At 70.6% G+C, this 14410-nt stretch carries 16 protein-coding genes and 1 pseudogene; 10 read left to right on the top strand and 7 right to left on the bottom strand.

Annotated elements, in window-relative coordinates; genetic code table 11:
• Positions 1-3: 3 nt before the first annotated feature.
• Positions 4-996: a putative oxygenase MesX gene (locus tag JOF37_RS02710; protein WP_210004866.1), complete on the bottom strand. Its 993-nt coding sequence runs from the start codon at positions 994-996 to the stop codon at positions 4-6.
• 118 nt (positions 997-1114) lie between these two features.
• On the opposite strand from JOF37_RS02710, the gene JOF37_RS02705 reads away from it, so the two are divergent.
• The gene (locus JOF37_RS02705) at positions 1115-2056 is read left to right on the top strand and encodes a LysR family transcriptional regulator (protein WP_210004863.1); all 942 of its coding nucleotides are present in this window, start codon (positions 1115-1117) and stop codon (positions 2054-2056) included.
• Between the two features lie 18 nt (positions 2057-2074).
• Here the strand turns inward: JOF37_RS02705 and JOF37_RS02700 are convergent, their stop codons facing one another.
• From JOF37_RS02700 to JOF37_RS02690, 3 genes are read right to left on the bottom strand one after another with little or no spacing between them, the layout of a single operon-like run.
• Complete coding sequence (locus tag JOF37_RS02700) at positions 2075-3268, bottom strand: M20 metallopeptidase family protein (protein WP_210004857.1); 1194 nt, start codon at positions 3266-3268, stop codon at positions 2075-2077.
• Positions 3269-3270: 2 nt separating this feature from the next.
• Positions 3271-4671 carry an MFS transporter gene (locus tag JOF37_RS02695; protein ID WP_210004856.1) on the bottom strand — a complete coding sequence of 467 codons (1401 nt, stop codon included), beginning with the start codon at positions 4669-4671 and terminating at the stop codon, positions 3271-3273.
• A gap of 22 nt (positions 4672-4693) precedes the next feature.
• Entirely contained in the window at positions 4694-5308 is a 615-nt protein-coding gene (locus tag JOF37_RS02690; RefSeq protein ID WP_210004855.1) for a TetR/AcrR family transcriptional regulator, read from the bottom strand.
• A gap of 119 nt (positions 5309-5427) precedes the next feature.
• Between JOF37_RS02690 and JOF37_RS15455 the strand changes: the two are divergent.
• From JOF37_RS15455 to JOF37_RS02650, 9 genes and pseudogenes are all read left to right on the top strand, one after another.
• Positions 5428-6147, top strand: a pseudogene (locus tag JOF37_RS15455) (ATPase, T2SS/T4P/T4SS family); the annotation flags it as partial.
• Between the two features lie 127 nt (positions 6148-6274).
• Positions 6275-6607, top strand: a complete 333-nt coding sequence (locus JOF37_RS15450; protein ID WP_245338313.1) for an ATPase, T2SS/T4P/T4SS family — start codon at positions 6275-6277, stop codon at positions 6605-6607.
• The gene (locus tag JOF37_RS02680; protein ID WP_210004853.1) at positions 6604-7467 is read left to right on the top strand and encodes a type II secretion system F family protein; all 864 of its coding nucleotides are present in this window, start codon (positions 6604-6606) and stop codon (positions 7465-7467) included. Before JOF37_RS15450 ends, JOF37_RS02680 begins: the two co-directional genes overlap by 4 nt.
• A complete protein-coding gene (locus tag JOF37_RS02675) occupies positions 7464-8381 on the top strand; it encodes a type II secretion system F family protein (protein WP_210007647.1) in 918 nt (305 codons plus the stop codon). The genes JOF37_RS02680 and JOF37_RS02675 overlap by 4 nt, the downstream gene beginning before the upstream one ends.
• A gap of 20 nt (positions 8382-8401) precedes the next feature.
• Positions 8402-8593 (top strand): hypothetical protein, encoded by a 192-nt coding sequence (locus tag JOF37_RS02670; protein ID WP_210004851.1) that lies wholly within the window; start codon positions 8402-8404, stop codon positions 8591-8593.
• Position 8594: 1 nt separating this feature from the next.
• Complete coding sequence (locus tag JOF37_RS02665) at positions 8595-8981, top strand: TadE/TadG family type IV pilus assembly protein (protein ID WP_271174860.1); 387 nt, start codon at positions 8595-8597, stop codon at positions 8979-8981.
• A gap of 49 nt (positions 8982-9030) precedes the next feature.
• Entirely contained in the window at positions 9031-9435 is a 405-nt protein-coding gene (locus JOF37_RS02660; protein WP_245338082.1) for a TadE family protein, read from the top strand.
• Entirely contained in the window at positions 9432-9869 is a 438-nt protein-coding gene (locus JOF37_RS02655; RefSeq protein ID WP_210004847.1) for a pilus assembly protein TadG-related protein, read from the top strand. The genes JOF37_RS02660 and JOF37_RS02655 overlap by 4 nt, the downstream gene beginning before the upstream one ends.
• A 98-nt stretch (positions 9870-9967) precedes the next feature.
• Positions 9968-11161: a SpoIIE family protein phosphatase gene (locus JOF37_RS02650; RefSeq protein WP_210004845.1), complete on the top strand. Its 1194-nt coding sequence runs from the start codon at positions 9968-9970 to the stop codon at positions 11159-11161.
• Between the two features lie 24 nt (positions 11162-11185).
• Here JOF37_RS02650 and opgC read toward each other — a convergent pair whose 3' ends face one another.
• Genes opgC through JOF37_RS02635 form a run of 3 tightly spaced genes read right to left on the bottom strand, consistent with a single transcriptional unit; the run spans position 11186 to position 14407 of the window.
• On the bottom strand, positions 11186-13675 hold the full coding sequence (gene opgC / locus JOF37_RS02645) for an OpgC domain-containing protein (RefSeq protein WP_271174861.1): 2490 nt from the start codon (positions 13673-13675) through the stop codon (positions 11186-11188).
• Entirely contained in the window at positions 13660-14079 is a 420-nt protein-coding gene (locus tag JOF37_RS02640; protein ID WP_210004843.1) for an ATP-binding protein, read from the bottom strand. The genes opgC and JOF37_RS02640 overlap by 16 nt, the downstream gene beginning before the upstream one ends.
• Positions 14072-14407 (bottom strand): STAS domain-containing protein, encoded by a 336-nt coding sequence (locus JOF37_RS02635; protein ID WP_210004841.1) that lies wholly within the window; start codon positions 14405-14407, stop codon positions 14072-14074. The genes JOF37_RS02640 and JOF37_RS02635 overlap by 8 nt, the downstream gene beginning before the upstream one ends.
• Positions 14408-14410: the final 3 nt, after the last annotated feature.

The following is a 14410-nucleotide window of genomic DNA, read 5'->3' as shown; positions in this document are numbered from 1 at the left end:
GGCTCAACGGGCTGTCGCCGGGTAGCGCGCGGCCCACCGGTTCAGCACCTGGCGGTGGGGTGCGACGAAGTGCTCCTCGGCGTACTTGCCCTGCGTGGCCGCGAGCTGACTGCGCTCGACGCGGTCGTAGGTGATATCGGTGCGCGAGAAGTCGTCGCGTTCGAGAGAGGGGCGGTAGACGTCGCCGGCGGGGGAGGCGGCGTTGTAGATCTCGGGGCGGTAGATCTTCTGGAACGTCTCCATCGTGCTGATCGTCGCGATCAGCTGCAGGTCGGTGTAGTCGCCGCACAGGTCGCCGCGGAAGTAGAAGGCGAGGGGCGCCGCGCTGCCGCGGGGCATGAAGTAGCGCACCTGCAGGCCCATCTTCGCGAAGTACTCGTCGGTGAGCGAGAAGGAATCCTGCTCGTACTCGACGCCGAGCACGGGGTGACGGTTGCCGTTGCGACGGTAGGTCCGGCTGGTCGAGACGCTGATGCACACCACGGGCGACTGGGGGAAGCGCTCTCGGTAGGCGTCCGATTCCAGGAAGTGCTGGAAGAGCTTGCCGTGCAGGTCGCCGAAGTCCTCCGGGACGACGAACTCGCCTGCTGTCCGCTGCGCCGACGGCAGCAGGATGCTGAAGTCGTAGTCGCGCAGGTACGACGAGAAGTTGTTGCCGACGATGCCGTGGTGGCGCTCGCCGGTCCGCCGGTCGACGATGTTGATGTCGAGCACCTCGAGCAGCGGGAACTCCCGGTCGTCGCCGGCGTCCGCGAACCGCAGCTGTGCCGACACGATGTCGAGCTCGGCCGTATAGCGATCCGCTGTGGGGTTGTCGGCGCGGGCGAGGTCGTTGAGGCGGGCGTCGATCATCGCGAGGGCGCGGCGCAGGTTGTCGCGGCGGCGCTCGCCGCGCGCGAGGTTGGCGAAGTTCGTGGTGATGCGCGAGCTCGCCGACGGCGAGTAGTCCTCGTCGAAGCGCGTCGTGGTGATGTGGAACGTGAAGTCGTTCGCCATGAGCAGCCAATCGAAGCCGAGCCCCCGGGGGCGTGTGGGCGGTGGTGTGTCCATGGTGCGGGTGCGGCCAGGTCATCGGGTAATCTGCCCTCGCTATCGTGTGGCATAGTCTCTGGCTATGGCCGGACGTCGCAGCGGAATCACTCTGCAGCAGCTGCAGTACTTCATCGAGGTCGCCGCCGAGGGCTCGATCTCGGCGGCATCCGACCTCCTGTACGTCGCGCAGCCCACGATGTCGGCGGCGATGAAGGATCTCGAGAGCCGGGTCGGACGCGACCTGCTCGTCCGCTCGGCCCGCGGAGTCACTCTCACTCCCGACGGCGTCGAGTTCCTCGGGTACGCGCGTCAGGTCGTCGAGCAGGCCGAGCTGCTCGAGCAGCGATACCTCGGGCGGCCGCCGTCGCGCCGGCTTCTCGGCGTCTCGACCCAGCACTATTCATTCGCGGTCGACGCGTTCGTGCGCATGGTGAAGAGCACGGGCGCGCCCGAGTACGAGTTCTCGCTGCGCGAGACCCGGACGTGGGACATCATCGAGGATGTCCGGACGCTCCGCAGCGAGCTCGGCATCCTGTTCCGCAACGACTTCAACCGCAACGTCATCGACAAGCTGCTGCGCGAGTCGAACCTCGCGTTCCACCCGCTGTTCGTGGCCGAGCCGCACATCTTCGTGTCACGGCGGAATCCGCTCGCCTCGCGCACGCGCGCAACGCTCGATGATCTGGCCGACCTGCCGCGGCTGACCTTCGATCAGGGCGCGAACAACTCGTTCTACTTCGCCGAGGAGATCCTCTCGACGCTCTCGAGCACGCAGGAGATCCGCGTGTCCGACCGCGCGACGATCTTCAACCTCATGATCGGTCTCGACGGCTACACGATCTCGACGGGAATCATCAGCGATGATCTCGACCCCGAGATCGTCGCCGTGCCGCTCGATGTCGACGAGCGCATCGAGATCGGCTGGATCGGCCACACCGCGATCCCGCTGACCGAGCAGGCCCAGCGTTACCTGACCGAGGTGCGGGCCGTCGTCGCCGGGTTCGGGATCGAACTGCTCGGCTGAGCGGACGGCCCGCGCCCGTCAGCGCGCCGTGCGGGCGAAGGCGACGGATGCCAGTGCGGCGGCCTGATCGCCGAGCACCGCGTCGTCGAACACGACGCGGGGGGAGTGGTTCCACTCGACGGTGCGCAGGTCGGTTCCCTCGGGCGAGGTCATGAGCGCGATGAACGTGCCCGGCACCTCCGCCAGGACGAAGGCGAAGTCCTCCGACCCCATCATCGGCGAGGGCATGACCATGACCCGCTGCTCGCCGAACGTCCGGCGCAGCTCGGCGAGGGTCGCCTCGGTCTCGCCGGCATCGTTCACCGTGACGGGGTACATCGTCTCGAAGTCGACGTCCGCGCTCAGCCCGTGGGCCGCCGCGATGCCCTCGATCACGCGGGGCAGGCCCTCCTGCAGGATCGCGAGGGAAGCGGCGGACATGTTGCGCACGGTGGCGGCGATCTCGACGCGCTCGGGGATGACGTTGACCGCGCCGTCGCCCGTCGACAGGCGGGTCACCGAGAGGACCACCGGGTCGAAGGCGTCGAACCTCCGCGTGACGAAGGACTGCAGCGCCAGGACGATCTCGGCGGCCACCGGCACCGGGTCGAGCGTCTGGTGCGGCTGCGACCCGTGCCCGCCCCGGCCGTTGACGGTGACGAACAGCTGGTTCGACCCCGCGGCGACGGCGCCGCTCCGTGTGGCGAAGACGCCGCGCGGTCCCGGTGCCACGTGGACCGCGTAGGCGGCGACGGGCCGCTCGCCGGCGGCATCCAGCAGTCCCTCGTCGAGCATGATCTTCGCCCCGCCGTGCCCCTCCTCGCCGGGCTGGAACATGAATACGACCGAGCCGTGCAGCTCATCGCGCCGGGCGGACAGGAGCTTCGCGGCGCCGACGAGGCCAGCGGTGTGCAGGTCGTGCCCGCAGGCGTGCATGGCGCCGTTGGACGAGGCGTATTCGAGGCCGGTCGCCTCGTCGATGGGCAGTGCGTCCATGTCGCCGCGCAGCAGCACCGTAGGTCCGGGCAACGCGCCGCGAAGGACAGCGACGACCGAGGTGGTCTTGTCGCCCGTCGTGACCTCGAGGGGCAGGCCCGCGAGGGCGTCGAGCACGCGCTGCTGCGTGCGCGGCAGGTCGAGGCCGAGCTCGGGGTCGGCGTGGAGCGATCGGCGCAGCGAGACGAGCTCGGGGAGGATCGCGACGGCGTCGGCCGTGAAGTCGGGGGTCTGCATGGTCAGCCTTTCGTGACGGGTTCGGTGGCGCGCGGCATGCGCATGAACGACAGGGCCACGGCGGCGACGAGGAACGCGCCGGCGCAGATGCCCCAGATGGTCAGATAGCCCTGGATCGTCGAGTGCAGCGCGCCCGACGCGGTGAAGCCCGCGAGCACGACGGCGAAGGCGGCACCGGCGGTCGAGCCGCCGAGCGTGCGGAGCGAGTTGTAGACGCCGGTCGCGATGCCCGTCGAATCGCTCGGGGCGAGTTCGGCCACGAGCGCCGGCAGCGCGCCGAGCAGGAAGCCCATGCCGATGCCGTTGACGGCCGAGACCAGGAAGATCTGCCACAGGTGGTCGTGGAAGGCGATCTGGATGAGGAAGCCGGATGCCGCGGCGAGTGCGCCCGTGACGAGGACGGTGCGGATGCCGACCCGGCGCGCGATCGGCGCGAAGGTCGCCGCCCCGACGGTTGCGAGGATCGTGACGACGGCGGTCACGGCCGAGGCGGTTCCCGCGGTGGCCGCGAACCCGTAGCCGGTGTCGACCGGGTCGGCGGTGAGGAAGGTCGTCGTGGGCGCCTGCATGCCGAACATGACCATGCCGAACAGGAACGCCGTCAGATACACCGGTCCCAGGCGCGGCGAGACGATCAGTCGCACGTCGATGGCCGGCGAGGGCGAGCGCAGCTCCCACAGCACCCAGAGGACGAACACGACGACAGCGGCGCCCAGGGTCGCGACGGTGGCCGGCGCCGTGAATCCTTCGCTCGAGGCGAGGCGCAGTCCGAACAGCAGCAGCACCATCGCCAGGCCGATGCCGACGAAGCCGAGGACGTCGATGCGCGCGTCGGTGCGCGAGGTCGACTCGGGAACCTTGAAGAACACGGCGTAGACGCTGACGGCGACGAAGACGACGGGGATCAGCAGCACGAGCGTGAGGCTCGGCAGGAGCGCCGAGAACAGCCCGGCCGAGATGGTGCCGAGGATCGCGCCGCCGGTAAGGCACGACACGAGCAGGCCGATCGAGGTGCGCGCCGTCTCGCCCTTGATGCGGCTGTGCACGAGGGCGATCTCGAGCGGCAGCCAGACGGCGAGCGGCCCGACGAGGATGCGGGCGATCAGCACGATCGGGTAGCTCGGCAGGAAGGCGGTCACGACGGTGCCGATCAGCACCGCGATGACGGCGATGCGCAGCATCCGGCGGTGCCCGAAGATGTCGCCGAGCTTCGACAGCAGCGGCACGCACACCGCGGCGGCGAGGGTCTGCACGGTGAGGAACCAGGTGATGTCGGCATCCGACACCTGCAGGTGGCCGGCGATCTCGCCGAGGAGTGGAGCGTAGAAGCCCTGCACGAACCCGCTGGCGAGCTCGCAGAAGACGAGGAAGCCGACGACGGCGCGGACGCTGACCTTCGGCATGGACTGAGTGAGAGGAGGGGAATCAGGGGACATGCGGGACCTGTTCATCGGCGTCGGGCAGTCGACTGGGCGGGCTGGTGACGAGGGCGTCGATGATGTCGACGTAGTGGTGCTGATCGAGGTGGATGCGCTTCACCGACTGCCGGTACAGGGTGAGCCCGGCGATGGTGTCGAGGAGGATGTCGTGGTGGACGTCGGCGGGCAGTTCGCCGCGCGCGACGGCCCGGTCGATGATGTCGACGCCCTGCTGGCGGCGGTGCCGGAAGAACGACTCCCACAGGGCGGGGAAGACGTCGGGCTCGAACATCGCCTGCAGGCCGTTGCGCTGCTGAGGCGACAGCTGTTGGTTGCGCTGGTTCTGCAGGGCGTGCTCGAGCAGGTCGGCGCGGACGTCGCCGTGGTCCGGGGCCTGGCCGACCTCCACCTGCGCGCGCAGGGTCGCCGCAACGAGAGCGCCCTTGTCGGGGTAGCGGCGATAGATGGCGGTCTTGCCGCATCCGACGGTCTTGGCGACCCGCTCGACGCTCAGCTGCTGGTAGCCCTGCGTGCCGAGGAGGTCGGCCGCCGCCGAGAGAATGCGGCGCGTGAGGTCCTCGTCGGTAGGCCGGCCCTGCTTGTCCGTTGTCGCTGATGCCATGAGTTCACGATACGAAACGGAGTGTTTCGTAAGTGTTACGAATCGTTCACGATTCCTCTCGGGTACCACCGACCTCGCTTGTGGAAACTTCCCGACGCTCTGCGCAGCGTCTGAGCAGGATGCTGCGGGTGAGCTTCCCGCAGTCGTTTCCGTCGTCCTCGGTCGCGTCGGCGCCGCCGGCGCTCGCCCTCATCGATCGGGTGCGCGACCGGTTGCGCGCTGAGGGCATCGACCCGGGGCAGCATCCGGATGCGGCGGAGCGGGTGACGGCGGCCGAGGTGCGTCATCACAACGACTTCGCGCTCGCGCGCGGCGCGGCGCCGGTGGACGACGAGGCGTCGATGGTGCGGCAGGTCCTCGCGACCTTGTCGGGGTACGGGCCGCTGCAGGCGCTGCTGGATGACCCGAGCGTCGAGGAGCTGTGGATCAACGCCCCCGACCGCATCTTCGTGGCGCGGGGCGGACGCAGCGAGCGGGTCGCGCTGACGCTGACCGAGGCGCAGGTGCGCGACCTGGCCGAACGGATGCTGCACGCGACGGGGCGCCGCGTCGACCTGAGCCAGCCGTTCGCCGACGCATCCCTCCCTGACGGTTCCCGCCTGCACGTCGCGATCCCCGACATCACTCGGCACTGGGCGGTGAACGTCCGGAAGTTCCTGCGCAGCCACCGCACCCTCGATGACCTCGTCGCCCTGGGGTCGCTGCCGCAGCGCGAGGCGGATATGCTGCGCGCAGCCGTCGCGGGGGGATGCACGATCGTCGTCTCGGGGGCCACGCACGCGGGCAAGACGACTATGCTCAGCGCGCTCGTCGGAGCCGGCCCGTCCGAGCACCGCGTCATCACGGTCGAGGAGACGTTCGAGCTCGCTGTCGACCTTCCCGACACCGTCGCCCTCCAAGCCCGCCAGCCGAGTCTGGAAGGCGGCGGCGAGGTCGCTGCGGCGGCTGGTGAAGGAAGCGCTGCGGATGCGTCCCGACCGGCTCGTGATCGGCGAGGTGCGCGACGCCGAGGCGCTCGACCTGGTGCTCGCGCTCAACACGGGAGTGCCGGGGGCGGCGACCATCCACGCGAACTCCGCGTCAGACGCGCTGCGCAAGCTCTCCGCGCTGCCACTGCTGGCCGGCCGCAACATCGACCTCGCCTTCGTACGCGCGGCGCTCGCCGCCTCGGTCGATCTCGTCGTGCACTGCGAACGCCATCCGGACGGGCGGCGCCGAGTCGCGGAGATCGCCGCGCCGACCGGGGCGGTGGTCGACGGCGAGATCGTCGTGAAGCCGGTCTACCGGAGCCGGCCGTGACCGTCGTCTGGGGTGCTCTGCTGGGCGCCGGAGTGGTGCTCGGTGTTTCTCCGTGGGTCTGGCCACGCCGCGAGCCGAGGGTACGGCGCGCGCGGGCCGGTGATGGTCGGACGCAGGCCCTCCTTCAGGCTGCCGGGTTCGCGCACGCGCCGGGCGGGCGGCTCGTCGTGTTCAGCATCGGCGCGGCGGCGCTCGCGGCGGCGACCGCGTGGCTGGTCACTGCGGTGCCGGCGGTCGGTGCGGTTGCGGGAACCGGGGGTGCCGTCGCCCCGACCGCGTGGCTGCGGGCACGAGCGCGTCGCATCCGCCGCGCTCGCCGAGCCCTGTGGACGGACGTCTGCGACCTGCTCATCGCATCGGTGCGCGCGGGCATGTCCCTGCCCGACGCCCTCGCCTCGGTCGCCGAGAACGGTCCGCCGCCGCTGCGCGCGGCGTTCCGCGGATTCGCCCGCGATATCGCGGCATCCGGTCACTTCGACTCCAGCGCCGCGCGCCTGCAGGCGACCCTTGCCGACCCGGTCGCCGATCGCATCATCGAGACGCTGCGGATGGCCCGTCAGGTGGGCGGCTCCGAGCTCGTCCCGGTGCTGCGGGCGCTCGCCACGTCGGTGCGGACCGAGTCGACGCTGCGGTCCGAGATCGAGGCGCGCCAGTCCTGGATCCACGGCGCCGCGGTGCTGGGGCTCGTCGCGCCGTGGGTGATCCTCACCCTGCTCGCGCTGCGCCCCGAGGGTGCGCGCGCCTACGGGAGTCCCGAGGGCGGTGTCCTCATCCTCGTGGGGGCCGCGGTGTCGTTCAGCGCGTACCGGATGATGCTGCGCATCGGCCGCTTGCCCGAGCCGCGGCGGTGGACGCGATGACCGCCGCGACGGATGCGGCCGTGTCGGTGCTGCTCGGTGCCGCAATGGCAGCGGGTGTGCTGCTGATGGCGACACGGATGCCGCGCTGGGCGGCGCCCACGCTCGCGCGCCGCATCGCGCCGTATGTCCGCGACATCGCCGACCCCCGGGGACTCACACCTCTGGAGCCCGTCGTCCCGGGGGCGGCGGGCTGGATGAGGGGACCGAGGCGATGGATCGAGGCCGTCGGCGACACCGCCTCGGCGCAGCGGCTGCTCCGCCAGGCCGGGTGGTCGGTCTCGGTGACGGGCTTCCGCGCGCGGCAGCTGTTCGCGGGTCTCGTCGGTCTGTTCGGGGGAGCGGGCGCGGTCGTGGCGCTCGCCGTCGCGGGACAGGCGTGGGCCGGCACCGCGCTGCTGCCGGTCGCGACCGCCTGCGGCGCCGTGCTCGCGTCGCACCTGATGCTCGTCGCCGCCGCGCGCCGGCGACTGCGCCGCATCCGCGAGGACGTGCCGATGGTGCTCGAATTCTTGGCACTGTGTCTCGCGGCGGGAGAGAGCCTGCTCGACGCTCTTCGTCGCGTGGGCGAGATCGGTGCCGGTGAGCTGACGGTTCAGGTACGCGATGCCGTGCTCGCCACGACGACCGGCTCGATGCTGACCGATGCCCTCCGCGATCTCGCCCGCACCGCCGACGTCGCGAGCGTCGGGCGCGCGGTCGACCAGCTCGTCGCCGCGATCGACCGCGGTGCGCCGCTGGCCCAGGTGCTGCAGGCGCAGGCGGCGGACGCGCGCGAGGACGCCAAGCGCGGTCTCATCGAACAGGGCGGGCGCAAGGAGATCCTCATGCTGCTGCCACTGGTCTTCCTCGTGCTGCCTCTGTCGGTCCTGTTCGCCGTCTTCCCCGGCATCGTCATGCTGCGGCTGGGGATCTGACCCTGAGAGAGAGGAGAAGCATGCGTGCTTCCCGACGGGCGGCCCTCGCCCGCACACACCCGACCCTGCGCGAGGACGATCGCGGCGACGTCCCCGGCTGGGTGCTCGTCACCCTCATGACGGCGGGGCTCGTCGTCGTGATCTGGGCGCTCGCCGGACCGGCGCTGTCGAACCTCTTCGAGCAGGCGATCGCGCGGGTGTCGGGGCTGTGACGTGAGGCTCGCTTCGGATGAGCGGGGCTCGGCGGCCGCGGAGTTCGTGATGGTCGGCGCGCTGCTCACCGTCCTCACCCTCGGCGTCCTCCAAGTCGCGCTCGCCGTCTACGTGCGGGCAGTGGCGCATGACGCCGCGATCGACGGGGCCTACCACGCGTCGCTCGCCGACGTACCCGACGACGCAGGCGGCGATCGGGCGCGCGAGATCGTCGCCCGGACGATCGGAGGGGAACTCGTCCAGGGGGCCGACGTGCGCCGCACCTCATCGCGCGGCTACCCGGCGATCGAGGTGTCGCTGCGCGTCACGGTGCCGCTCGTCGGTCTGCTCGGAATACCCGGCGGGTGGGAGGTGACAGCCCATGCGCCGGCCGACGAGACCGGTTGAGGGCCGGTGGGCCCGGGCGGTCCGTCCGACCGAGGAAGGGTCGGCGTCGTTGGAGTTCCTGGTCGCCGGGCTGATCCTGCTCGTCCCGATCGCGTACCTCGCGGTCGCGTTAGGCGTCGTGCAGACCCACGCGTGGGCCACTCAAGCCACGGCGCGGCACGTCGCTCGCGCGATCGCCCTCGCGAGCGGACCGGATGCCGCGGACGGGCGCGCTGAACGCATCGCCCAGGCGATAGCCGACGAGTATGGCGTCGAGGCGGGCGCCATCGACCTGAGCGTCTCGTGCCCGACCTCGGGCGCCTGCCCCCAGGCCGGAGGCCTCGTCACCGTGACGGCGCGCACGGAGGTGCCGCTGCCACTGCTGCCGCCGGTGCTCGGGCTCGACCGCTGGGCACGAGTTCCCGTCGAGGCGGTCGCGGTGCAGCGGATGTCGCGCCTCTGGGGGACGCGATGAGCCACCGCTCGCCCTGCCGTGGCAGCGCTCTGCGTCGGGAGGAGGACGGCAGCGTGCTGATCCTCGCGCTCGGATACGCGGCGCTGGCGGTCGTGCTCGTGCTCGTCACCATCGACGCGTCGAGCCTGTACCTCGCCCGCAAGCACGCCGACACCGTGGCGGATGCCGCTGCCCTGGCCGCTGCGGACGGCTTCACGGTCGTGGTCGACGGGGGCGCGGCATCCGCTCGTCTCGATCGGGGCGCGGTCGAGGATCTGGCTCGGCAGGTTGTCGGCGCGACCCCCGGCGCGGCGCTGGTACGTGCGGACAGCCCCGACGGCCTGTCCGCGCGCGTGACCGTCGCGACGACCTGGCATCCGCCGGTGTCGACGCTGTTCGTACCCGAGGGAGTGCGGATCGAGGCGACCGCGACCAGCCGAACCGTGCTGCAGTGAGGTGCCCCAAATAGTCCGGAACGCGCCCACCCCCTTTCCGGGTGGGCCACGATGGATATGGTCGGAGAACGGACTATGCGTGGAGGGGGAGCCCACTCATGACTCAGCAGATCGCATCCAACGACGAAGCCGTCGCACGGCTGGGACTGATGGACAGTCCGCCCGAGGAGCGCTTCGACCGCATCACCCGGCTCGCGCGCGAGCGCTTCCAGGTCGACTTCGCGGTCATGAACGTCGTGAACTCCGAGACGGTCTTCACGAAGTCGCAGCCGTCCACCTCGAACTTCCGGCACACGCCCATCGAGGACTCCTTCTGCGGTGAGGCCGTCAAGCAGCCGGCCGTTCTCGAGGTGCCCGACGGCCGCGCCGATCCGCGGTTCGCCGACCGGGCGATCGTCGCCGAGCACGGCATCCGGTTCTACGCCGGCTACCCGATCCACACCGAAGCCGGGGAGACCGTCGGCACCCTGTGCCTGCTCGACTCGTCGCCGCGCGAGCTCACCGAGTCCGACCGCGAGGCGTTCGAGCAGCTCGGTCTGTGGGCGCAGGCCGAGATGCGGATGGACGACCCCGCAGACGACCCGGATGCCGCCGCCCCGGGCGACCCCGCGGCGAACGAGCGCGATCCTGCGGCAGCCACGGCGCGCGCGGATCAGCTGGCGGGCGGCGAGGTGCGCCTGGCGTCGCTGGCCATCCCGTACGGCCGTGTCAGCGGCGACCGCAGCAGCTGGCAGCAGGTGGGCGATCGCATCATCGTGACGCTGGCCGACGTCATGGGCAAGGGCGAGCTGGCGGGCGGCTTCGCCGAAGAGCTCATCGCCGCGCTGCAGGACCGTGCGCACCTCGAGCCCGTCGAGGCGATGCTCTCGGTCGAGGAGTTCGCGCGTCACGAGCCCCGCTACCGCGAGACGTTCGCGACCCTCTTCCATGCCGTCATCGATCCGCGCTCGGGCCGCGTCGCCTACGTCGACGCCGGGCACGGCCTGACCCTGCTGCTGCGACCCGACGGCTCGACCGAGCGGTTGAGCTCGCGCAACCTGCCGCTGGGCCTGCGTCCCGCTGACGCCGCCTGGGAGGCGGGGGAGACGACCGTCGCTTCGGGGGACCTGATCGTGAGTGTGTCGGACGGCGCCCTCGACGCCTACGACTGCACGCTCGAGAGCCTTCGCCTCATCGGCGAGGACCTGCGGCGCGCCCGTGAGGCCGAGGCCTTCTTCGACCAGCTCGCGATCCGGGTGTCGGAGCACGTGATCGACGATGACGTCACCGCGGTGGTCGTCTCGGTGCGCTGATCCGGCCGCGCACCGAGACGCCGCTCAGCGGGGAATGACCGAGAACAGGAACTTCCGCTTCACCATCACCAGGATGATGGCGATTACAGCGGTGTGGATGAGCGTTCCCTGCCAGAAACTCTCGCGGTCGAGACCGGGGATGTTGGCGACGGCCAGCACGAAGAACACGTGCACGATGAACACGTACAGACTCGCCTGGCCGAGGGGGATCCAGAGCCAGCCCATGATCTTGTCGATCGGCTTCCACGCGACCGTCAGCACCGCGTAGCTGCTGACGAGGACGAGCGGCAGGTCGATGAGCCGGCCCCAGTGCAGGTCGATGCGCTGGTAGCCCGAGTCGTACAGCATCCCGTAGAGGTCCGCGGGGAAGGGCGTCGGCGTGAACCCGAAGCGGTCGCCCGCCCACAGGTAGACCAGGAACCCGGCGTACGTGACGACGAACACGCCGACCAGGATCTTGCCGGGCCGCGAGGTGAGCGCGGCGATGATCTGCCGCCGGTAGTACCCGATGACGAGCCCGTGCGTGAACAGCACCTGCCAGGCCAGCAGCGGGAACACCGCGTTGAACTGCGACGGCAGCGGCGCGAAGTCGGGGACGAATACGTGCACGGCGTACAGGCCCCAGCTGGCGGCGAGCACGAGCCACCACATCCGCCGTTTGATGAGCCACATGATGGCGGGATACGCCAGGCTCAGGACGACGAACAGGCCCATGATGTTGAAGGGCCAGGGCCCCATCTCGAGCAGGAGGAACTGGCGCACGGCGTACCAGGGCGGGGGGTAGTCGAGCAGGCGATCCGCGTTCGGATACAGGTCGTAGACCCGGCCCGTCGTCGCTTCGCCGTCGGCTCCGGTGCCGCGGTCGGTGAACGTCGTGACCGGCGTGGCGTCGATGAACGGCACGAAGCTCAGGATGAACACGAGAAGGATGACGGCCAGCGCGACGAGGTACTGCTTGCGCGCCCGGGCCCACGCGCCCACAGCTGCCGCCCACTCGCCTCCGCGTCTGATCGCTGCCGGGAAGACCATCCCGAGCACGATGCCGCTGAGCAGGACGAACAGCTCCGCACCGGTGATCGCACCGATGACGTTGAGCGATGCCAGCGAATACGGGCTGAGCACCTCGATGTGCGTGACGACGACGACGATGATGACGAACCCGCGCACCATGTCGATCCGCAGGTCACGCGTGGCCGAATCGTCCGGATAGCGCCAGGCGGGGCGCAGCCGTCCCACGATCCCCGAGATGAGGTAGGCGACGGCGAGCACGGCTGCGCTGCCCGTGATCCAGTTCATCTCGTTGTTGCCCTGGCGTACCTGCACGGTGCTCGCCGATCCCTGCTGCGGGGTGATCACCTGGGTAATCGGGCCCCACCGGACGTCGGCGGCGTCGAGGTCGGTCCGCAACGCAGCAGCGAGCTCGCTCGAGGCGGTCACCCGCCAGTCCACCTCGTTCGCGCCGGCCTCGGCCTCGCGCCGGACCGTCTCGAGCCAGGTGATCGCGTTCAGGCGAGGGCGGGATGCCGCTTCGGCCAGCACCTGCTCCCACCAGCCCTGTTTGACCGCGAGTTCGGAGTCGCCGGGCAGGGAGGGGTCGTACAGAGCCCCGGTGTCGAGCAGCAGCGGACGATCCTCGCCGACCACGAAGCGGTCGTAGAAGGACTCGGACTGCGGCACCGTGTAGCCCCAGCGTTCGGCGAAGCGCTCGGCGACCTCGCCCGGTTCGGGCGCTTCGTTCGCCTGCAACGGCACGTCGCGCCCCGCGGCGGCGCCGGCCTCGCCTTTGCCGAAGTAGAACATCGTGAGCCCGACGCGGTCGACGGCGTCGGGGTCGGGGAAGTACGGACCGTAGGGGTCGTCGGCTTCGGTGAGCAGACCGTCGCCGTCCGTGTCGAGCAGCCGGCGGTCCGTCGCCGTCAGATCCTCGAGTCGTCCGTCCGCCCGCTCGAACGGGTAGCCCGCCCCGTAGGAGGGGGCCCATACCATCTCGGCATCCGAGTCCCCGTCGTGCACCGCGTCGGCGACCGTCTCGAAAGCACGCACGAACTCGCGGGGCTGCTGTCCCCACTCCTCCCACGAGCCGTTCATCTCGGGTGCGAACCGGACGAGCTGGTGGGTGCCGTAGTCACGGTGCACCCTCTCGAGCATCTCGTTGAAGGTGTCGGCGTCGTCGGCGGTGAGATCATTCAGCTTGATGCCGGGCTCCATGCTCAGCACGAGCACGGCTCCCTGAGCGGATGCGGAGGTGGCCGCGCGCATCCAGTCCTGCCGCGCCCGCTCGTCGAGCGGGTAGGCCAATCGGATGGAGTACATCGCCGGCGTCTCGCCGAGGCGATCGGCGTACCCGTCGGGGCCGTCGGCGCCCCAGTCCAGTTCGGCGCCCCACCACAGCCCGTCGTCCGCCGGGTCGCCGACGGCCGCATGGGCGGCGGGCGCTGCGATGAGCAGCGCGGCGACGACCAAGCCGATCGCCGAGAGGAGGCGGCCGAGCGCGCGCTTCAGCCTCGGCGGCACTCGATGCTCCAGATGTTCCGCCCGCCCTCGTGGCGGTACTCCAGCCGGTCGACGCTGGCGAGCGCGAGGGCGAGCCCACGGCCGTCCTCGGCGCCCTCTTCCGCCATCGTCACCGCGCTGAGGTCCAGCTCCGCCGGCTGAGCGTCATCCTGGAACGTGGCCGTCAACGCCGCCTCATCGGCAACGAGCTCGACCGTGAAGTGGCGTCCTTCGGCACCCTGAGCGGCAACGGTGTGCTCGACGATGTTGCCGGCGATCTCGACGACGGCGGTCTCGAACGCGAACCGGACCCGGGGGTCGACCTCGCCGACTTCCTCGAACCATTCCAGGAGCAGGTCGTGGACCGCTTCGACGCTCTCGAGCGAGACGTCCGCGAGGAGCGAGCGCTCGATCTTGTCAGCCACCGAGGGCCTCCTCGACGGTCGCGCGGGGCCGCAGGACGCGGTCGAGGTTGGTCAGGCCGAGCACCATGGTGATCTGCTCGGTGGGCGCCGCGAGGCGCAGGTCCCCGCCGGCTTGGCGCGCCGACTTCAGGCAGGCCACGAGCGCGCCCAGCCCCGACGAGTCGATGAACTGCAGATCCGACAGGTCGACGACCACAAGGGAGTCGGGGGCGGCGCTGATCTCCTCGTTGACCCGCTCGCGGAACTCGCGCGCCGACACCATCGTGAGGCGGCCGTGCGGTCGCACGACCCGACCGTTGTCTCGCACGTCGATATCGAGATCGATCATGGG

The sequence above is a fragment of the Microbacterium imperiale genome, from assembly GCF_017876655.1.
Taxonomy (GTDB): domain Bacteria; phylum Actinomycetota; class Actinomycetes; order Actinomycetales; family Microbacteriaceae; genus Microbacterium; species Microbacterium imperiale.
The sequence above is the reverse complement of the archived record's forward strand: the minus strand, read 5'-3'. Positions and strand labels throughout refer to the sequence as shown.

What these genes read in the sequence shown, in the direction of transcription:
- JOF37_RS02710 (WP_210004866.1), bottom strand. Translation starts at nt 996, where the DNA reads ATGGCGAACGACTTCACGTTCCACATCACCACGACGCGCTTCGACGAG.
- JOF37_RS02695 (WP_210004856.1), bottom strand. Translation starts at nt 4,671, where the DNA reads ATGCCGAAGGTCAGCGTCCGCGCCGTCGTCGGCTTCCTCGTCTTCTGC.
- JOF37_RS02635 (WP_210004841.1), bottom strand. Translation starts at nt 14,407, where the DNA reads ATGATCGATCTCGATATCGACGTGCGAGACAACGGTCGGGTCGTGCGA.
- JOF37_RS02670 (WP_210004851.1), top strand. Translation starts at nt 8,402, where the DNA reads ATGCGTGCTTCCCGACGGGCGGCCCTCGCCCGCACACACCCGACCCTG.
- JOF37_RS02705 (WP_210004863.1), top strand. Translation starts at nt 1,115, where the DNA reads ATGGCCGGACGTCGCAGCGGAATCACTCTGCAGCAGCTGCAGTACTTC.
- JOF37_RS15450 (WP_245338313.1), top strand. Translation starts at nt 6,275, where the DNA reads ATGCGTCCCGACCGGCTCGTGATCGGCGAGGTGCGCGACGCCGAGGCG.
- JOF37_RS02700 (WP_210004857.1), bottom strand. Translation starts at nt 3,268, where the DNA reads ATGCAGACCCCCGACTTCACGGCCGACGCCGTCGCGATCCTCCCCGAG.
- JOF37_RS02650 (WP_210004845.1), top strand. Translation starts at nt 9,968, where the DNA reads ATGACTCAGCAGATCGCATCCAACGACGAAGCCGTCGCACGGCTGGGA.
- JOF37_RS02675 (WP_210007647.1), top strand. Translation starts at nt 7,464, where the DNA reads ATGACCGCCGCGACGGATGCGGCCGTGTCGGTGCTGCTCGGTGCCGCA.
- JOF37_RS02690 (WP_210004855.1), bottom strand. Translation starts at nt 5,308, where the DNA reads ATGGCATCAGCGACAACGGACAAGCAGGGCCGGCCTACCGACGAGGAC.
- JOF37_RS02655 (WP_210004847.1), top strand. Translation starts at nt 9,432, where the DNA reads ATGAGCCACCGCTCGCCCTGCCGTGGCAGCGCTCTGCGTCGGGAGGAG.